General features: G+C 64.8%; 18 protein-coding genes. 5 read left to right on the top strand and 13 right to left on the bottom strand.

What is annotated here, in order from left to right; all coding sequences use genetic code 11:
* Positions 1–3: 3 nt before the first annotated feature.
* From HNR05_RS02630 to HNR05_RS02605, 6 genes are all read right to left on the bottom strand, one after another.
* The gene (locus tag HNR05_RS02630) at positions 4–888 is read right to left on the bottom strand and encodes an ABC transporter permease (protein ID WP_491044421.1); all 885 of its coding nucleotides are present in this window, start codon (positions 886–888) and stop codon (positions 4–6) included.
* Positions 878–1,825: an ABC transporter ATP-binding protein gene (locus HNR05_RS02625; protein ID WP_343062431.1), complete on the bottom strand. Its 948-nt coding sequence runs from the start codon at positions 1,823–1,825 to the stop codon at positions 878–880. Before HNR05_RS02625 ends, HNR05_RS02630 begins: the two co-directional genes overlap by 11 nt.
* A complete protein-coding gene (locus HNR05_RS02620; RefSeq protein WP_179577612.1) occupies positions 1,822–2,880 on the bottom strand; it encodes a LolA family protein in 1,059 nt (352 codons plus the stop codon). The genes HNR05_RS02625 and HNR05_RS02620 overlap by 4 nt, the downstream gene beginning before the upstream one ends.
* 75 nt (positions 2,881–2,955) lie before the next feature.
* Positions 2,956–3,522: a hypothetical protein gene (locus HNR05_RS02615; protein WP_179577611.1), complete on the bottom strand. Its 567-nt coding sequence runs from the start codon at positions 3,520–3,522 to the stop codon at positions 2,956–2,958.
* An 82-nt stretch (positions 3,523–3,604) separates the two neighbouring features.
* Entirely contained in the window at positions 3,605–4,429 is an 825-nt protein-coding gene (locus tag HNR05_RS02610) for a cytochrome c biogenesis CcdA family protein (RefSeq protein WP_179577610.1), read from the bottom strand.
* Positions 4,429–5,175, bottom strand: coding sequence for a DsbA family protein (locus HNR05_RS02605; protein WP_179577609.1), 747 nt, complete (start codon positions 5,173–5,175; stop codon positions 4,429–4,431). The genes HNR05_RS02610 and HNR05_RS02605 overlap by 1 nt, the downstream gene beginning before the upstream one ends.
* 112 nt (positions 5,176–5,287) lie before the next feature.
* Between HNR05_RS02605 and HNR05_RS02600 the strand changes: the two genes are divergently transcribed.
* Genes HNR05_RS02600 through crcB form a run of 3 tightly spaced genes read left to right on the top strand, consistent with a single transcriptional unit; the run spans position 5,288 to position 6,635 of the window.
* The gene (locus HNR05_RS02600; protein WP_179577608.1) at positions 5,288–5,806 is read left to right on the top strand and encodes a universal stress protein; all 519 of its coding nucleotides are present in this window, start codon (positions 5,288–5,290) and stop codon (positions 5,804–5,806) included.
* A gap of 2 nt (positions 5,807–5,808) precedes the next feature.
* A complete protein-coding gene (locus HNR05_RS02595; RefSeq protein ID WP_179577607.1) occupies positions 5,809–6,261 on the top strand; it encodes a CrcB family protein in 453 nt (150 codons plus the stop codon).
* The gene (gene crcB, locus HNR05_RS02590) at positions 6,258–6,635 is read left to right on the top strand and encodes a fluoride efflux transporter CrcB (protein ID WP_179577606.1); all 378 of its coding nucleotides are present in this window, start codon (positions 6,258–6,260) and stop codon (positions 6,633–6,635) included. Before HNR05_RS02595 ends, crcB begins: the two co-directional genes overlap by 4 nt.
* A 32-nt stretch (positions 6,636–6,667) precedes the next feature.
* Here the strand turns inward: crcB and HNR05_RS02585 are convergent, their stop codons facing one another.
* The 6 genes from HNR05_RS02585 to HNR05_RS02560 form a co-directional block, all read right to left on the bottom strand.
* The gene (locus HNR05_RS02585) at positions 6,668–7,450 is read right to left on the bottom strand and encodes an SDR family oxidoreductase (protein WP_179577605.1); all 783 of its coding nucleotides are present in this window, start codon (positions 7,448–7,450) and stop codon (positions 6,668–6,670) included.
* Between the two features lie 35 nt (positions 7,451–7,485).
* Positions 7,486–8,010 (bottom strand): MarR family winged helix-turn-helix transcriptional regulator, encoded by a 525-nt coding sequence (locus HNR05_RS02580; RefSeq protein ID WP_179577604.1) that lies wholly within the window; start codon positions 8,008–8,010, stop codon positions 7,486–7,488.
* Positions 8,011–8,092: 82 nt separating this feature from the next.
* Positions 8,093–9,556 carry an MFS transporter gene (locus HNR05_RS02575; RefSeq protein WP_179577603.1) on the bottom strand — a complete coding sequence of 488 codons (1,464 nt, stop codon included), beginning with the start codon at positions 9,554–9,556 and terminating at the stop codon, positions 8,093–8,095.
* Positions 9,549–11,606, bottom strand: a complete 2,058-nt coding sequence (locus HNR05_RS02570; protein ID WP_179577602.1) for an ABC transporter ATP-binding protein — start codon at positions 11,604–11,606, stop codon at positions 9,549–9,551. Before HNR05_RS02570 ends, HNR05_RS02575 begins: the two co-directional genes overlap by 8 nt.
* Positions 11,607–11,608: 2 nt before the next feature.
* On the bottom strand, positions 11,609–13,345 hold the full coding sequence (locus HNR05_RS02565; RefSeq protein WP_179577601.1) for an ABC transporter transmembrane domain-containing protein: 1,737 nt from the start codon (positions 13,343–13,345) through the stop codon (positions 11,609–11,611).
* 140 nt (positions 13,346–13,485) lie between these two features.
* Positions 13,486–13,692, bottom strand: coding sequence for a hypothetical protein (locus HNR05_RS02560; protein WP_179577600.1), 207 nt, complete (start codon positions 13,690–13,692; stop codon positions 13,486–13,488).
* A 150-nt stretch (positions 13,693–13,842) separates the two neighbouring features.
* On the opposite strand from HNR05_RS02560, the gene HNR05_RS02555 reads away from it, so the two are divergent.
* Together HNR05_RS02555 and HNR05_RS02550 are read left to right on the top strand one after the other, a co-directional pair.
* Positions 13,843–15,057 (top strand): CaiB/BaiF CoA transferase family protein, encoded by a 1,215-nt coding sequence (locus HNR05_RS02555; protein WP_179577599.1) that lies wholly within the window; start codon positions 13,843–13,845, stop codon positions 15,055–15,057.
* Between the two features lie 5 nt (positions 15,058–15,062).
* A complete protein-coding gene (locus HNR05_RS02550; RefSeq protein ID WP_179577598.1) occupies positions 15,063–16,250 on the top strand; it encodes an acyl-CoA dehydrogenase family protein in 1,188 nt (395 codons plus the stop codon).
* Positions 16,251–16,508: 258 nt separating this feature from the next.
* On the opposite strand, the gene HNR05_RS02545 is transcribed toward HNR05_RS02550, so the two are convergent.
* Positions 16,509–18,110 carry an HNH endonuclease gene (locus tag HNR05_RS02545; RefSeq protein WP_179577597.1) on the bottom strand — a complete coding sequence of 534 codons (1,602 nt, stop codon included), beginning with the start codon at positions 18,108–18,110 and terminating at the stop codon, positions 16,509–16,511.
* Positions 18,111–18,350: the final 240 nt, after the last annotated feature.

The raw sequence follows: 18,350 nt of genomic DNA, 5'->3' as shown, positions 1-18,350 counted from the left end.
CGCCTACGACAACACGTCTTTCGTGACAAATCGCCCGTAGGCGAGCGCCCCGAACACCGCCACATAACCGAGCTGCAGCACCGCATTGTCGCCGAACGAGTTCCAGGAGATCGGGTCGCGCAAGAGATCGGCGAAGCCGAGCCAGTAGTGGCTGAACAGCCACGGATGCAGCCACTCGAGTTGCGGCAACGCGTCGAGAACCTGTGATGTCACCGACAGCACAATGGTGGCGGCCATGGCACCGACCGGCACATCAGTGAGTGTCGAAATGAACAGGCCGATCGCCGACAAACCCAGCAGCGAGACGGTCACAAATGCGGCAATCAGCAGCAGTCGCAGGAGCGACTCGCCGAGGCCCACGGTGGTGCCCGACAACAACGTCACCGGACCGATCGGAAAGAGGATCGCGCCGATCGCGGTGCCGGCCACGACCACGGTGAGCGTCGCGCTCGCGCAGAAGACTGCGGCGCCGACGTATTTGACCGTGAGCAGTCGCACCCGGCCGGCCGGCGCGACGAGGAGGTAGCGCAGGGTGCCGTGCCCGGCTTCGCCGGCGATGGTGTCGCCGGCGACGACACCGATCGTCAACGGCAGGAACAGCGGAATCGACACCACGAGAGCCGTGACGCCCACAAACAGACCGTTCTGCGTGATCTGCCCCAGAAATGCGGGCCCGCGCCCCGCCGTCGGCGAAGCCATCGTCACCCGCACGGCGATGGCAATGAGGATCGGTATGGCCGCGAGCGCCGCGAGCATCGCCCCGGTGCGTCGACGCCGATAGAGCACGGAAAGCTCAGAGCCCAGAAGTGCCCAGCCCACACCCCGACGTGTACTGCGCGATCTACTGGGCGCTGTTGCTCTACTGGGCGCAGGTGGTCTACTGGGCAATGTCGAACCCCTCCCCGGTGAGTTCCACGAAACGTTCCTCGAGACTCATCCCCTGCACGGTGAAGCCGCGCACGCGAATTCCGCCGACGACGAGCGCCGCGACGATTGACTCGGGCAGAATCTCCCGCTCGAGCACGGCCGTGACCGTGGACCCATCGGTCCCGGGAATCAGACCCAGGCTGGCCAGCACACCGAGTGCGAGCTGCGCATCCGGTGTCTCGACCCGCACCTGCGTCTGCCCCACCTGACGCAGCTCGTCGAGGGTGCCCTGTGCCACAAGGCTGCCCGCGCTCATCACACCGGCATGACTACAGATCTGTTCGATCTCGGCGAGCAGATGGCTGGAAACGAATACCGTGGCGCCGTCATCGGCGAGTGAGCGCACCAGGCTGCGTACCTCCCGGGTGCCCTGCGGGTCGAGCCCATTGGTCGGCTCGTCGAGAACCAGCAGTTCCCGCGGCTGCAGCAAGGCGTTTGCGATTCCGAGTCGTTGCTTCATGCCCAGCGAGTAGGCATGCACCTTTTTGTGGGCCGCGTGAGTGAGCCCCACCCGGTCGAGCGCCGCGCCCACCCGCGCTCGCCGGGTTGCGCCCGGCGCGGTGCGGTCGGCTGTGTCAAGCCGATGCAGGTTCGCTGCCCCCGACAGAAAGGGGTAGAAGGCAGGGCCCTCCACAAGCGCGCCGACCCGGGGCAGAACGTCGTGAAGTCGCTGCGGCATCCGCTGACCGAGAACGCTGATCTCGCCGGCGTTGGCCGAAGCAAGCCCCAGCAGCATGCGGATCGTTGTGGTCTTCCCTGACCCGTTGGGGCCGAGAAAACCGAAGACGCTGCCGCGGGGAACGCTGAGGTCGACGCCGTCAACAGCCGCATGACTACCGAAGCGCTTGGTCAGCCCCCGCGTTTCGATTGCCAGCGGTGCCGACGAGAGGTCACTCACTGAGCGGCTGCGGCCTGAAGCCTGGCAGTTGAAACCGCTCCGGCGAACACCCGCCCGTCGGTGGTAAGCAAAACGTTGGCCAGCGAGGTCGAGAAGACTCGGCCCCCGGTCACGGCTTGGGTCAGCTCGGGGTATAGCGGGGAACTGGTCAGCGAGGCGGGAACGGTTCCCGGCGGCAACTCGAGCACGGCGGACCAGCCGGACCCGATCACCGTGTGTGGAACGGCTGTGGCATCCGGGGTGGGCATCGCATTCATCGTGGGCAGGGATTGTTCTTTCACCGTCACCCCTGCCGGCGGAGTGAACGTGAACAGACTTGCTGACGGTGCCGCCAGGCTCAAATCGGTGAAGGCGATTTCAAACGCGGGTGCCGACTGGCCGACGGCGTGTACGTCGACGCTGAGCGGAAGCCCGGTCGTTCCGTCGACGGCGATCGAGACCGAGCCGACGAGTGTGTCGCCCGCCTTCGGGGTGAGGACGAGGGTGTACGCGGCGCGGCCGGCAACGGTGGTGTCTGGCCCGAGAGCGACCGAGGTCGATGGGTCGATCGCGGCCAGGAACTTCTGGGCGACCTGGGCTGGCGTCTGAATGGTTGTCGGCACGGGCGAGGCGACGTCGCCGCCCGGCATGCTCGCGGGCACGGTCACGTGTGTAGCCGTCTGGTCGGCGGTGTTGTAGTACCAGAGGTCGCTTCCGTTCCGCACGACATCACGTTCGGCGAGTGAGTCGAGCACCTGCACTCGCGTCTTGTCCGAACCATCGAGGTAGACCCGTGCAGTATGGGAACCGGTGAGCAGGTCGAGCATCGACGTCGCATCCGGGCCGGCGGATGCGGCGCCAATGGGCAGGTCGGGAATCCCAAGATCGGAGGTCTGCTGCACGGTGCCCGACAGCGCGGTGACCGAACTGGAGCCGATCAGTTCGAGCACTTGTGCAGGAGTTTGGCCGGGCAGATCGGACGCGGCCGTTGCCATCATCGGCACGACAAGAACCCCGGCCGCGATCACGGCCGGAACGACGATCGCCGGCATCCAATGCAGCCAGACCCGAGTCATGTCACAAACCTCCCGAACAGTGTCCCCTGGTTCGAGACTACGCTGATCGCGTCGAGAGTGGCAGCCTCGACGGGGTTAGAGTTCGAGGTCGTCGGCAACCGTTGTGATGCGTGCCGGAACGAGGTGCCCGTGGGCACCCGCCGGAGCGACGATCTCAAGGTGGCGCAGACGTGGTGCGGGTGCGGCTTCCTGGCTGAGAATCCACTCGCCGACGAGAATCATGGTGCCCACTTTCGACCACACGGCAACGCCGGTGAGGGTGAAGTCGCCATACGCACTGTCATGCAGGCGCGCCCGCACGAGATCACCATGAGCAAGAGCCGTCACCGCCGATAGATCACCGGCTGGCTCGTCTATGCTTTCCACCGAAATCTCGGTTGGGGTCTCCCCTGCCACCTGGGTGATCGTGAGGGTCTGCAGCGTCTTGTCCGGCTTGAGGTTCTGTTCCAGGGCACGCCCGGCCAGGGTGAATGAGCCGATCGAGGCCGACAGATGCGCGGTTCCAGCCACGTTGAAGGCACCGAAACGCTCGGTAAAGAACGTCGCACTGACCGAAGCCCACGAATCCAGTGCGTTAATCGATGCCGTCAAGTCCTTGACGTTGCGCTTACGCGGCACGACCAATTCCTGCAGTTCTGTCACGGTTCTCCCTCGGTTGGTGCTCTTGAAACCCTAGCGCGGACCACAGTCGCGATTGGCTTCGCCACCGGCCTGAAGCCAGGTTTTACTCGTGTCGTGCGGCTGCGCGTCGACGCGACAGCGTCCACCACCAGAGGAACCCCACGGCCGCGAGCATCGCCCCCAGTACGACGAAGGTCACGTCACCGAGGCGCAGACCGGTGCTTTGCGCCCACAACTCGACCTCGTATTGTTGGCGCACCCCCAGGATGCCGTCGAGGCCGGCCGTGCCATCCGTGACCAGCAGGAGCACCCCGACGGCGATCATGAACAGGCCCGAGAGAACCTCGACCACGGTGGATTGCCAGGGCCCGATGCGAATGGTGCGCGGCTTCAACCAGCGCCGATTTCCGAGATCGAACGCGTCCCAGAGCAGGGCCAGCACAAAAACCGGCACGACCATTCCCACGGCATAGACGGTGAGCAGAAGACCGCCATACGCCGCGTTACCGCCGAGCGCCGCAATCGTGAGGATCGCGCCCAACACGGGCCCCGAGCACGTGCCGGCCAGTCCGAATGCGACGCCCAGCAGAAAGACCGACAGCACACCGGTGCCGCCTCGGTGCTGCATGCGCGGCCACCGCACACGCAGCCCAGCCAGGTGCAGCGCACCGAACAGGATGATCAGCACGGCGGCGATCGTCACGATGAGACTGCGATAAGTCAGCACGAGTCCGCCCAGCGAACCGGCGAAGACCCCGATCGGAAGCAGCATCGCCACCAGACCCAGGAAGAAGAGTGCGGTGCGGCCGAGCAGACGGGTGCGCGTCGTGAACGCGTACGCGAAGAACGAGGGAAGCAGCAGCGCCGAGCACGGACTGAGCAGGGCGAGCACGCCGCCGAGGAACGCCGCCGCGAGCCCGATCTGCATCAGCGCCCGGCCTGGCGCTCGATGGCCAGCTGGAACACCTCAAGCGGCTGGGCGCCAGAAATCATCTCGGCTCCGACCAGGAACGCGGGGGTGCCCGCGATGCCGAGCGCACGCGCTTCATCGACGTCGATCTGAATTGCCGCAGCGTGCGCGGGCGAGTCCAGGCTCTGTTCGAATGCAGCCAGGTCGGGAACGCCGATCTGAGCGGCGAATGCAATCAGTTGTTCGCGGGGCAGCTCCGGGTGCCCCCGGTCGGGTGCTGCCGCGTGCACGGCCTCCTGGTAGTCCCAGAACAACCCCTGTTCGCCGGCCGCGCGCGCGGCAATTGCTGCATTGATCGACTGCTCACCGAAGAGTGGAAGGTCACGCCATTCAACCCGCAACGTGCCGTCGGCAACGTAGCTGTCGATCAGTGGCGGCAGAGTGTCCCGCGCGAACAGGCTGCAAAACGGGCACCGGTAGTCGGCATACTCGATCATCACGACCGGCGCGTCGAGGGCGCCGATCGCGAGCGGATCTCCGTCGATTCGCCGGGCCAAGTCGGGAACCGCGGCCGGCGTCTCGGTAGGAGTCTCGGCGGTGTCGGCGAAGGCCTCGGCACTCGTCGACGGAGTCGGCGATGAGGCTTCCGAAGCCGCCTGCGGCGATGCCACGACGACCGCGGTGACGACCGACCCAATGACGGCGGCGGTCAGCGCCACAAGAATGAGCGTCGAGAACGGATAGGTACGACGGCTGGTTGGCATTACTTTCCCCCACAGTGCATGAACCTCAAGCCTAAGCGAGAGTTCGCCGCCGCTTCACCCGGGAACCGTCACGCTCCCCAGCGAGTAGCCTCCCAGCGAGTAAGATCCCACTATGACGGCGAACGAAAACGCACCCGCGCGCCATCCGGTCATCGTCGGTGTCGCCCCGGGGCAACCCACGCATGTTGTGGAACAAGCCGCGCGCTTCGCCGCCCAGTTCGGGACCGACCTCATCTGCGCCCACGTCAATCCCGGTCGCTACGCGGTTGACGAAGCGATCGACGGCAGTGTCGTTTCATCGTCCATTGATCCGGATTTCGTCGACAACCGTGAAGAAGTCTTCGACGCGAATCTCGCCGCCTCACTGGCCGCCGTCCTGGCCAATGCGGGAATCTCCTGGCGCACACTAGTGCTGGCCGGAGACGTCGCCACGGCGCTCGGCCATCTGGCCGAAACCGTCGACGCTGCGATGATCGTGGTCGGTACCCACGATGCGTCGATGAGTGGCGGAATCCAGGAGTTCTTCAACCGCTCTGTCGCCACCGGCCTCGCCCACCATCAGCACCGCCCGGTCGTGGTCATTCCAACGCACTCCCACGGTAGCGACGCCCCGAAGCTGGGAAAAAAGTAACAGTGACCGCGTCCCGACCGTCCCACCTGAGGTGGGGGTCCATTGCACTCGTCGGCCTCGGCGGCACCGTCGGCACCCTCGCGCGCGAAACAATCTCGCTACTGGTGCCCTCATTCGGCGCTTTCTCGATCGCCATTCCACTGATCAATCTCGCGGGGGCGTTTCTTCTCGGCTTCCTGTACGAGGCCCTCACCCGCGTGAGCCCGCGTGAGCCCCGAGCGACACGGTTGCGGCTCCTGCTGGGCACCGGCTTCTGCGGCGGATTCACCACCTACAGTGCTTTAGCCACCGACGCAGCAGTGTTGAACTCGTCGGGGAATCTTGTCCTGGCGGTGGCGATCCTGGCTTCAACAGTTGTCTTCGGCGCCGTGGCAACCTGGCTCGGCATTGCGGTGGGAGCCCGCGTGTCCCGGCCTCGACCGAGTGCCCCGTCAGCCGGAACGGCAGCCCCGTGACACCCCTGGTGTATGTCGCGCTGGCCCTCGCCGGAGGGGCGGGAGCATCACTCCGGTTCGTGCTCGACGGGCTGATCCGAACCACAGTTCAGACGGCGTATCCGTTTGCGACCACTCTCATCAACGTCTCGGGCTCACTCCTGCTGGGCCTCATCACGGGCCTGGCCGCACAGTTGCTGCTCCCCCCGGAGCTCGCCCTCATTCTCGGTGCTGGCTTCTTGGGCGGCTACACGACATTTAGCACGGCCAGCTACGAAACAGTTCGTTTGATCCAGCAACGCCGCTACGGCGAGTCGCTCGCCAGCGGCGTCGGGATGCTGATGCTCGCGGTGGGTGCAGCAATGCTGGGCCTGTGGATAGCGTCTCTGTTCTAACGCTTCGCACAGACCCAGCAGTCAGACGTGTGTTACCAGGTCTTGTCGCCGCGCACGACGGCGTCGTAGCCGCCATCGACGAAGACGACCTGACCGGCCAGGTGCGAGTTCTCTTCGCTCGCAAGCCAGGCCAGAAGACGAGCGGCAACGATGGGCTCCATCGGGCCGTTCAGCGGCATCGGCACCTGGGCGGTCAGCTGCGCACGGCCCTCGGCGGTGGCGACGAGGTCGCGCGTCATCGGGGTGAGCACGACGGCCGGGGCGATCGCGTTCAACGGGATTCCCGCGCCCGCCCACTCCGGAGTGATTGCCGTGCGACGCACCCAGCGAGCCAGTGCCTGCTTGCTCGTGGAGTAGATCGCGTAGCCAACGTCGGGTCCGGCGGCCTGCAGCTCCTGGGCGCGGGCGATGGCGTCGGCCTCGGTCCCGTCGGTGAAGGCCGCGAGAAGCGCGTCGTCGTGCGGGTGCAGCGACGCCATCGAAGCAACGGTGACCGCACGCGGAGCATCCGACTTCAACAGCAGTGGGCGCAACCCCTCAAGTGTTGCGATCGCGCCGTAGTAGTTGACACCGGCGGTGGCTGCGATCGGCGCAGCGAGTCCCGCCACGGCGACAACGGCGTCGACGACGCCGCCGGAGAGTTCGGTGACCTGGTCGACCATCGCGGTGCGGCCATCATCGGTGGTCAGGTCGACGTTGACGTCGCTGCCCTTCAGATCGACGCCGATAACGCGATGCCCCTGGCCGGTGAGCAGCTCACTGGTGGCCTTCCCGATTCCGGATGCTGCGCCCGTGACGACATAAGTGCGTGACATTGTTAATCTCCTTGTTGTTGATTTCTGGGGGGTTGCTACGCCGACTGGATATCGGCGGCGTAGCGCAGCGCACTCAGTTCGAAGCGCTGAAGTTGGCGGGCAAATGCGGCACGGTCGGTCGAGGACCAGCCGACGAGAATGTCATCCATCATGGCGTCACCGGCCACGACGAGCGTGTGCATGAGCGCGACGCCCTGGGGAGTGAGTTGCAACAGCGAAGCGCGGGCATCCGCGGGGTCGGCGATCTTCTCGACGAAGCCCTGTTCGATCAGCTGCGCGCTGATCTTACTGACGTTCGAGGCGCCGACACGCAAGTGCCCGGCGAGTGTCGAGGGCCGCATGGCGCCATGTCTGGCCAGCATCGTCACGCCGACGACGCTGGTGGTGTCGAGGTCGGTTCCAGCCTGACGGGAGAGGGCGCTGATGAATCCGCCGGACCCCCAGACCGAGAAGACGGCAAGCAGAGCCGCCAGCGGCTCTGAGCGATAGCGTGCAGGGTTGTCCGGCACTGCGGCAGTCTGCTCGCTGGAAAAACGTGCCACATCCTGTACATCACTCATCGACGTCATGTCTCCAGACTTTTACTGTCGTAACGACAGTATATTCCCTTAAGTCTGGGACGCAACCGAGCATCACGAGAGATCAGTGCGTGTCGACCCGTTTCGGCAGGGCGAAAACAAGCAACAGCGCGACGACGCTGAAGGCGGCGCTCACAGCGAGCGCCGCAGCCGCACTGCTGGCGAAGGCGTCGGCGACGGCTGCCGGAGTGTGACCGGTGACGTTCAGGGTGCCGAACAGCACGCTGCCGATCACGGCGATGCCGATCGCGCTTCCGACGCGCTGCATCACACCGATCACACCGCTGGCCGCTCCCGCCTCGGATCGATCGACCGTGGCGACGATGAACTGGGCGTTCGGGGCGATGAACAGGCCGCTGCCGAGACCCGCCACGAGCAGCGGAACGAGGAGGGTCCAGTTGGTGAGGTCGCTCGCCGGAACGAGAAGCAATGCGAGCCAGAGCCAAATCAGACCAACGGTGACCATGCCCGTACCAATGAGCAGAACCGTGCGGCCCAGCCGCCGAGCCAGCCGGTCGCTTTGAGCCGCACCGAAGATGCTTCCGATGGCAAACGGCACCGAGACGATGCCTGATTCCAGTGCACTGTGCCCCAAACCCGCCTGCCAGAAGATCGAGATCGTGAAGAAGATACTGGTGAACGCCGCGAAGTAGACCAGTGCGAGGATGACTCCCCCGCTGAAAGCCGGATGCGCGAAGAGGTGCGGGGGCACGAGCGGAGAGCCATCCGACTTCGCCAGGCGCACCTGCCAGAACGCGAATGCGACGATGAACAATACGCCTGCGGCGAGGGTGAGGAACGTCCAGAGCGGCCAGCCCTGGTCTTCGCCCTCGATCAACGGCACGAGGAGCGCGACGAGACCGGCTGAGAGCAGCACGAGTCCGAGCCAGTCACTGCCGCTCTTGCCGTAACCCTCGTTGCCGCCGGGCAGCAGAATTGCCGCGGCGACCAGCGCGATCACGCCGATCGGCAGGTTGACCCAGAACACCAGCCTCCAGCCATTCTCGTCACCGAACGCTTGGATGATGAGGCCACCCAGAATCGGGCCGATTGCTGTTGACACACCGATCACGGCGCCCATGATGCCGAATGCCTTGCCGCGAACGCGCGGCGGGAACATGAGTTGAATCATCGCGGTCACCGCGGGAACGAAGACACCGCCGGCGAGACCCTGGATGACACGGGAGACGATCAGCTGCAGGTCGGTCTGAGCCAAACCGCAGAAGAAGCTCGCCACGGTGAACAGCGCCAGGCCGGTGAAGAACACCCATTTGTGGCCGATCCGGTCACCGACGCGACCGGCCGGGATGAGTGCCAAACCGAACGCCAGGGCATAACCCGAAATGATCCAGGAGAGTGTCGCCTCTGACGCGTTGAGGCTCGTGCGAATTGTCGGCAGTGCCACGTTCACGATCGTCGTGTCGAGCAGCGCCATGAACATGCCCATCAGCAGCACGATCAGGGCGATCCAGGCGCGACGGGGAACAGTCGGGACTGCACCGGGGGCCGGCGTGGTGAGGTCAGACATTGATTGGTTCTTCCGTGTCGGAGTTCTGTGCCGCGGCATCCGTCTCGGCCTGTGGCTCGCCACCCCGGAACTGCGCCTGATAAAGCCCATAGTAGGCACCGCGGGTTTTCAGCAGTGTTTCGTGGTTACCCTGCTCGACAATACGCCCTCCATCCATCACGAGGATGGTGTGAGCGTCACGAATCGTCGACAGGCGGTGTGCGATCACGAACGAGGTGCGATCGGTGCGCAGCGCGGCCATGGCCTGCTGCACCAAAATCTCGGTGCGGGTGTCGACTGACGAAGTCGCCTCGTCGAGAATGAGCAGCGAGGGGTTGGCGATGAACGCACGAGCGATTGTGATGAGCTGACGCTCGCCCGACGAGACGCTGCCGCCATCGGCGTCGAGCACGGTGTCGTAGCCGTCGGGCAGCTGGCGCACGAATCGGTCAACCATCGTCGCCTTCGCCGCGGCGACGACCTCGTCATCTGTTGCGTCGAGACGGCCATAGCGGATGTTCTCGCGAATAGTTCCCTCGAACAGCCAGGCGTCCTGCAGCACCATCCCGACCTGCGAACGCAGTTCAGCGCGTGACAGCGATGTGATGTCGACGCCGTCGAGCAGGATGCGCCCGCCCGTCAGCTCGTAGAACCGCATCACAAGGTTCACAAGCGTGGTCTTGCCTGCGCCGGTCGGACCGACGATGGCGACGGTCTGTCCGGGCTGCGCCAAGAATGACAGATCGGTGATCAGCGGCTTCGTGGGGCTGTAGCTGAACGAGACGTTGTCGAATTCGACGTGGCCGTCGGTGCGCTCCGGCAGGTGAGCTGTGACGATCTCGGGATCTTGCTCGTCGGCATCCATCAGTTCGAACGTGCGCTCGGCCGAGGCCACACCCGACTGCAACATGTTCGCCATACCGGCCATCTGGCCGAGCGGCTGGCTGAACTCGCGGGAGTACTGGATGAACGCTGTCGCGTCACCCAGCGTCATCTGACCTGAGGCCACCTTGAGACCACCGGCAACGGCGATCATCACGTAGGAGAGGTAGGAGACGAAGGTCATGGCCGGCATGATCATGCCCGACACGAACTGGGCGCCGAATGAGGCAGCGAACAGTGTGTCGTTGCGCTTGTCGAACTCCTCGAGCATCTCGCGGTCGCGACCGAATGCCCGCACGATCTCTTGACCGGAGAAGGTCTCTTCGATGTGTCCATTAAGCGCGCCGGTGTTCTTCCACTGGGCGGCGAAGAGTTTCTGCGACTTCGCACCGATTACGCCGGCGATGATCCCCGACAGTGGCAGGGCGATCAGCGCAATCAGGGCAAGCTGCCACGACACGATGAACATCATCGCGGCGATGCCGATCACGGTCAGCAGCGACTGCACGAGCTGCGAGAACGCCTGCTGCAGAGCCTGCTGGATATTGTCGACGTCGTTGGTTACGCGCGACATCAGGTCGCCGCGCTGCCGGGTGTCGAAGTAACGCAGCGGCAGGCGGTTGAGCTTGTCTTCGATGTCTTGGCGCAGAGTGTAGACGACGCGCATGACGAGGCCGTTGAGCACCCAGCCCTGCGCCCACATGAGCACAGAGGCCACCACATACAGGGCGAGAACGATGGTGATCAGGCGGCCGAGTGTCGGAAAATCGACGCCCTGGCCCGGCACGACCGTGGTGCCCTGCAGCATGTCGGCGAACTGGTCGTTGCCGGCCGCGCGCAGGCCGTCGATGGCCTGCGCGAGTGTTTGGCCACCCTTCAACTGGGCGCCGATGACGCCGTTGAAGATCACGTCCATGGCCTGGCCGAGAACCTTGGGGGCGACGACCGTGAGTACCACCGAGACCGTGACGAGGACGACGACCAGGGTCATCTTCGCGCGCTCGGGGCGCAGCAGGCCCATCAGCCGCTTGGCCGCCGGCCAGAAGTGCTGGGCCTTCTTGCTCGGCGTTCCGCCGAACATGTCGCCGTCGGCCTCCGTCGGGGTGAATTCGGTCTCAAACTCGTCGACGGTATCGACGACATTTTTTGCGGCCGCACGTGCAGCCCGACGATCGTTGCGTTTCGCCATGGTTATGCCACCTCTTCAACGCTGAGCTGAGATTCGACGATCTGGCGATAGGTCTCATTCCCGTCGACCAATTCTTCGTGTGTGCCGCGGCCCACGATGACACCGTCGTCGACGACCACAATCTGGTCGGCCCCAATGATGGTGCTGATTCGCTGGGCGACGATGATTACCGTGGCGTCACCGGTCGCTTCGCCGAGGGCGTCCCGCAAGCGGGCATCCGTCGCGACGTCGAGCGCCGAGAACGAATCGTCGAAGAGGTAGACCCGAGGCGTGGCCACGAGGGCACGGGCGATGCAGAGCCGTTGACGCTGGCCGCCGGAGACGTTCGTGCCGCCCTGGGCGATCGGGTCGTCGAGACCCTTTTCCTTGCTCTTCACAAAGTCTTCACCCTGGGCGATGCGGAGTGCCTGCCACAAATCGTCGTCGGTCGCCGAGGCCCGGCCGAACCGCAGATTCGAGGCGATCGTGCCCGAGAAGAGATAGGGCTTCTGTGAGACGAGGCCGACCACACTCGAGACCTGATCGCGGGTGAGGCGCGACACGGGAACTCCGTCGATCAGCACCTCACCGGCCTGCGGGTCGTAGAGCCGTGGAATCAGGTTGATCAGCGATGTCTTGCCGGCGCCGGTGGAGCCGACGATGGCGGTGGTCGTGCCCGGTTCGGCCGTGAAGCTGATGTTGTCGAGCACGGGACGCTCGGCGCCCGGGTAACCGAAAGTCACGTTGCGGAACTCCACGCGGCCGTGGGTCGGGGTCTCCTCAGTGGGTTCGCTCGGGCCGGCTTGGCTCGATTCCGTACCCATCACATCCGCAATACGCTCGGCGCAGACGACGGCACGGGGAATCATCATGACCATGAAGACACCCATCATCACGGCCATCAGAATCTGCAAGAGGTATTGCAGAAAAGCGGTGAGCGAACCGATCTGCATGTCACCGGCATCGACGCGGTGGCCGCCGAACCAGAGCACGGCGGCGGTGGCGAGGTGCAACACCATCATGATGACCGGGAACATCAGCACGAAGATGTTGCCGACCTTCACCGAGACCCGGGTGAGGTTCTCATTCGAGGTACGGTAACGCTCGGATTCGAACGGTTCGCGCACGAAGGCACGCACCACACGGATGCCGACGATCTGCTCGCGCAGCACGCTATTGATTCCGTCGATGCGATCTTGCATCTGACGGAACAGCGGCATGAGCAGGTAGACCAAAAAGCCAACGATGATGAAAAGGGTGGGGACCGACACCCAGACGAGCCAGGACAGCCCGGCGTCTTCGCGCAGCGCCATGATGATGCCGCCGATGCACATGATGGGCGTCGAGACCATGAAGTTGAGGGTCATCAACACGAGCATCTGTACCTGCTGCACGTCGTTTGTGCCCCGCGTGATCAGGGTTGCGGTGCCGAAGCGACCGAGCTCCAGGGCGCTGAGCGAGTCGACCTTGCGGTAGAAGTCGCGCCGCATGTCCCGGCCGATGGCCATGGCCGTGCGGGCGCCGAAGTAGATGGCGCCGATGGCCGTCGCCACCTGCACCAGGCAGACCGTGAGCATTGTCATGCCGGTCGACCAAATGAAGTCGGTGTCACCGGTCGAGACGCCCTTGTCGATGATCTGCGCGTTCAAGCTCGGCAGATAGAGCGAAGCGATAGTCGAGATGAGTTGCAGCACGAAGACGGCCGCGATCCACGCCTTGTAGGGCGCGGCGTGCTTCAGCACGAGGGAGACGAGAACCACACGGAGTCCAGACGATTACAGATTCGAAAAATGAAGGGAATCGCGACCTCAGTTTGCCGCGCGTTCTGCCTGTCGGCGCAGACAACGCGCACCGGTAGCTGAAAAACTATGCCACATTTCGGCTCACTTTGGTAACCGGATCAGGCCACCATCGCGGAGTCGTAGAGCAGATAGGAGCCGAAAAGGGCTGCCGCCACGAGTGCCGCTGCCCCCGCTCCCCGCGCGCGCTCCGGCAGGGTTCGGTCGAGGCCCAGCGGAACGGCCAGGCCGATCGCCAGTTCGAGCCACCACTGCGGGCCGGGGAGGTGGGGCCGTCTCGGATGAGCGCTGAGCAGAGGCGCATGCATCGGCATCGGACACGCGGCGCGCTCCCCTCTGATCGCCCGCTCGGCGAGTCTCTTCCCGCCCTCTGGACAGTCGGGCCAGTCTGCCGTCGGGTGTCACACGGTATCTTTGAGCGGAAGAATCGGATCTCGAATCACACGGGGGATGAACCAATGACGCCACATCTACCACCCGGCGAGCCCACAGCTGGAGCGCCCCAGCTCGGCGCGCTTTCTGGAATACGGGTCGCTGACTTCTCTCGCGTTCTCGCCGGACCCTACGCGACAATGATGCTCGCCGACTTCGGCGCAGACGTGATCAAGATCGAGCATCCGGCTGGCGACGACACACGCACCTGGCGCCCACCGGTCGACGCCAACGGGATGGCCACCTACTTTTCAAGTGTCAACCGGGGCAAGCGTTCAATCGTGTGTGACCTGAGTACCCCTGAGGGGCTCGCCACGGCCACACGACTCGCGTTGTCGGCTGACATCGTGATCGAGAATTTTCGGCCGGGCACCATGGAACGATTCGGTCTGGGCTATGCCGAATTGTCCGCGCAGCGTCCGGCTCTTGTCTACTGCTCGATCACGGGTTTCGGCGCCGAGGCCGGGGCAGCGTTGCCCGGCTATGATCTTCTCGTACAAGCGGTGGGTGGGCTGATGAGCATCACCGGAACCGAACCAGACAAGCCTGCCAAGGTGGGTGTGGCTCTGGTCGACGTGCTGACCGGGCTGAATGCCCTCGTCGGAATTCAAGCCGCACTGCGGGTGCGCGACAGCACCGGCCTCGGCCAGCGCGTCGAGGTGAATCTGTTGCAATCGTTGCTCGCCGGCCTCGTGAACCAGGCGGCGAGCACCCTCACGACGGGGGTCTCCCCCGCACGGCTGGGCAACGCGCATCCGAGTATCGCGCCCTACGAAACGCTGAACGCCGCCGACCGAGTAATCGCGATTGCTGTGGGAAATGATCGGCAATTTCGCAACCTCACCGAGGTTCTCGAACTCACCGACCTGGCCGACGACCCCCGGTTTGCGACCAACCCCCAGCGAGTCGCGCACCGAGACATGCTGCATGACCTGCTCGAGGCCCGACTCATCGAGCGACCGGCCGCAACCTGGCTTCCGCTGCTGGCCGCGGCGGGTGTGCCGGCTGGGCCGGTGAACACCGTGGCCGAAGCGCTGGAGCTCGCCGACGAACTCGGCCTGGCAGGCACCGCGACGATCGCGGGGGCCCCTCACGTCGTGAACCCCATTCGACTCTCGGCCACTCCCCCCACGTATCGTGCCGGCCCGCCTCGGCTGGGCGAGCATGAGGGCGCCGAGTGGCTGCTAGATTCCATCCCCCTGACCGTTGCACCCGCAGCATCCGTTCTCACCAAGGAGTAAGCACAATGACCCACGCCGGCACTGACACTTCTTCGCTCGCCGTCGACACGGTTTTCGACCTCGATGCCTTGCTCACCCCCGAGGAGATCGGGTGGCGCGACCGAGCGCGCGAATTTGCGACGACGCGCATTCAGCCCACGATCGAGCAGGACTTTGAGAACAAGCACTTTCGCCGTGAGTTCATCGCCGAGCTCGGTGCCGCTGGATTCCTTGGCATGCATCTCTCGGGCTATGGCTGTGCCGGCGCAGGCGCCGTCGCCTATGGCCTGGTCTGTCTGGAGTTCGAGGCGGTTGACAGCGGATGGCGCACGTTCGTCTCGGTGCAGGGATCCTTGGCGATGTCGGCAATCGCAAAGTTCGGCTCTGAGGAACACAAGACCACCTGGCTGCCGAAGATGGCCGCCGGAGACGCGGTGGGTTGCTTTGCGCTCACCGAGCCGACCGGTGGCAGCGACCCGGCAGCCATGGAGACGACCGCGACCCGTGACGGACATGACTGGGTGTTGAACGGCAGCAAGCGCTGGATCGGGCTGGCCAGCATTGCCGATGTGGCCGTCGTGTGGGCCCAGACAGACGAGGGAGTGCGCGGCTTTGTCGTGCCGACGAACACTCCGGGGTTTCGTGCCGTCGAAATCGACACCAAGCTCTCGATGCGGGCATCCATTCAATGCGACGTCACCCTCTCGGACGTTCGCCTGCCGGCCACGGCAATGTTGCCGGACGCCCGAGGACTTTCTGGACCGTTCAGCTGTCTGAATGAGGCCAGGTATGGGATTGTCTGGGGTGTGATGGGTGCCGCACGTTCGTGTCTTGAGGTGGCAATCGCTCGATCGACGAGCCGCCGGGTTTTCGACAAGCATCTCGGCGAAATGCAATTGACACAGCTCAAGCTGGCAAACATGTTCCTTGAGTATGAGAAGGGCACATTGCTCGCTCTGCACCTGGGACGCCTGAAGGAGCAGGGGCAGCTCACGCCGAATCAGATCAGCGTGGGCAAGCTGAACAATGTGCGGGAGGCAATCGCGATTGCCGGTGAGGCACGGTCGATCTTGGGCGGCGACGGCATTACCTCGGAGTTTCCGGTGATGCGGCACATGGCCAATCTCGAATCGGTGCGCACTTACGAGGGAACCGACGAGGTGCACACACTCGTGATCGGGCGCGCGCTGACCGGCTTCGCCGCGTTCAAATAGCCGGCACTCTGGGGGGTAGCGGCGGGTTCAGTCGCGGCAGTTGGCTCAGTCGCGGCGGGCTCAGTCGCGGCGGGCTCAGTCGCGGCGGGCTCAGTCGCGGCGGGCTCAGTCGCGGCGGGCTCAGTCGCGGCGGGCTCAGTCGCGGCGGGCTCAGTCGCGGCGGGCTCAGTCGCGGCGGGCTCAGTCGCGGCGGGCTCAGTCGCGGCGGGCTCAGTCGCGGCGGGCTCAGTCGCGGCGTGTTGGCTCAGTCGCGGCGGTTCAGTCTCGGCGGTGGGTGTCGGTGCGGTGGCGGTTTGCGTCGCGCCAGGTGCGGGTCGGGTCGATCCAGGCCGGGGCTTTCACTTGGGGTCGGCCGTTGACCATGAGGATCTCCCAGCCGGACGTTTCGATGGTGTGATGATGTCGCCAACACAGCGCCACACCATTGTCGACTTCGGTGGTGCCGCCTTTGCTCCAGGGGATCACGTGATGAAATTCGAGCCACTGTGTGGGGGCATCGCAGCCGGGAACGCCGCAGCCGTCGTCGCGGGCGAGGATCGCCCGGCGTTGGGCACGGTTGAACAGTCGTTGCGGATCGGTCAGCGTCAGAACCTCACCGTTCGGACCAAACAGAACCGTTTGGGTGCCTCCGGCACACATCATCTGATCCACCGTACGAAGCGAAATGGGGGCGTCGACACCGTCGATCCAGCCGACACCGCGCCCGGCTTCAATATCGTTCACGTTCACATGCACCACCACCGTCGGCGCTGCACCACCAATGCTGGGAGTATTATCGGCCTGGGCCAGCTGGGTGAACATGCCGCGCAGAATATCGGCCCGCTTCTCCCCAGCCGTACGGGTGTCGACATCATCGAACTCATGCCCGGCCGACCCGGGAAGAGGCACCTCAGCTGAGGCTGAACCCTGACCGTGGTCGTCATGGTCGTGGTCGTGGTCGTGGTCGTCGTTCAGGTCTTGTCCGTCGAACTCGGCTTGGTCGTCGCGTGCCTGGTCGCGGGCTTGTTCGGCGGCGGTGGGGAACGCGGGGGTCTTGTGGGCGGCGATGAACGCGTCGAAGGTGAGGTTCATGATTCCGTACAGATCAGGAGTGACACCGCCCCGCACTGGGTAGATGCCGTCTTTGAAGCGGCCGAAACTGATCGTGCTCGTCGCCTCACCCTCGACCTCGTTCGGTGCCACCCCGTCGGGGTCCAGCGCCGCCTGCCACTGCAACATCTGCACCCGCATCGAGTCCGCCGAGAACGCGAAGCCGGCGCCCGGCTCACCCTCATTCTCGGCCGTAATCGTGCCCGTCGCCGCAGACACCAAAGCGCGTTCCGCAGCCGCAAGATCATCGGGGGCAACACGCGGGGAAATCTCGGCCAGACCGGACATGATCACCTCCGCCGCATCCACCCCCAGTGAGCCGTCGGCCACTGCGGCACCGACCGTGGGGAACAGTGCGGGGATGATCGTGCCGACGTGTTGCGTGTCCTGCATTCGCAGGCCGAGCGCGCTGCGGCGTTTCGCTTCACGGCCGGAAATGCGGGTGATCCGGGTGATCAGGTCGATGCCACTCGTGCAGCCCCGCTTTGCCGCGAGGGAGTCGCGGCCCAGCCACCGGCCGGAGCGTTCCTCGACCGTCGCCGCCACAGCCACCCGGCCCGCATCAACCAGCCGGCCCACACCTTCGAACGCGCCGAGCACACCGAGGAGGTCGTCGTCGGTGAACCGGTCGGGGCTGACAGTGCCGAGCACCGCCAGAACCGAGCGGGCCTGTTCGAGCACCGCCAGCACCATGGCCGCGGTCGGTGCCGACGCACCCGGGGCGGGTGTCGGCTCCGGGGCGGAGACGGGGGGTGGGGAGGTGATTGACATAGCTCTATTCTCCCAAAGAACGAACATGATTACGAGCTTTTCTCAGTATCGGTGCATAACTTCTCGAAGCTGTGTCTGTGGAGGGATCGAGAACTTGAACCGGTCGAGACCACGGTCTACGGTCTCGAGGTTGGCTTACGGGATCTCGACAGGCTCGATCAGCGGAAGGGGTGCGGGCTCGAGCGCTGAACCGTGGGTCGAGCTTGTCGAGACCACGGTCCACGGTCTCGAGGCTGGCTC

The organism is Leifsonia psychrotolerans (assembly GCF_013410665.1).
GTDB lineage: Bacteria > Actinomycetota > Actinomycetes > Actinomycetales > Microbacteriaceae > Cryobacterium > Cryobacterium psychrotolerans_A.
Note: the sequence above shows the minus strand (reverse complement) of the source record. Positions and strands in the feature narration are given on the sequence as shown.

Coding starts and splice junctions, on each gene's coding strand:
- HNR05_RS02560 (WP_179577600.1), bottom strand. CDS start 13,692: ATGCATGCGCCTCTGCTCAGCGCTCATCCGAGACGGCCCCACCTCCCC.
- HNR05_RS02555 (WP_179577599.1), top strand. CDS start 13,843: ATGACGCCACATCTACCACCCGGCGAGCCCACAGCTGGAGCGCCCCAG.
- HNR05_RS02545 (WP_179577597.1), bottom strand. CDS start 18,110: ATGTCAATCACCTCCCCACCCCCCGTCTCCGCCCCGGAGCCGACACCC.
- HNR05_RS02575 (WP_179577603.1), bottom strand. CDS start 9,556: ATGTCTGACCTCACCACGCCGGCCCCCGGTGCAGTCCCGACTGTTCCC.
- HNR05_RS02570 (WP_179577602.1), bottom strand. CDS start 11,606: ATGGCGAAACGCAACGATCGTCGGGCTGCACGTGCGGCCGCAAAAAAT.
- HNR05_RS02600 (WP_179577608.1), top strand. CDS start 5,288: ATGACGGCGAACGAAAACGCACCCGCGCGCCATCCGGTCATCGTCGGT.
- HNR05_RS02620 (WP_179577612.1), bottom strand. CDS start 2,880: ATGACTCGGGTCTGGCTGCATTGGATGCCGGCGATCGTCGTTCCGGCC.
- HNR05_RS02605 (WP_179577609.1), bottom strand. CDS start 5,175: ATGCCAACCAGCCGTCGTACCTATCCGTTCTCGACGCTCATTCTTGTG.
- HNR05_RS02610 (WP_179577610.1), bottom strand. CDS start 4,429: ATGCAGATCGGGCTCGCGGCGGCGTTCCTCGGCGGCGTGCTCGCCCTG.
- HNR05_RS02585 (WP_179577605.1), bottom strand. CDS start 7,450: ATGTCACGCACTTATGTCGTCACGGGCGCAGCATCCGGAATCGGGAAG.
- HNR05_RS02550 (WP_179577598.1), top strand. CDS start 15,063: ATGACCCACGCCGGCACTGACACTTCTTCGCTCGCCGTCGACACGGTT.
- HNR05_RS02580 (WP_179577604.1), bottom strand. CDS start 8,010: ATGAGTGATGTACAGGATGTGGCACGTTTTTCCAGCGAGCAGACTGCC.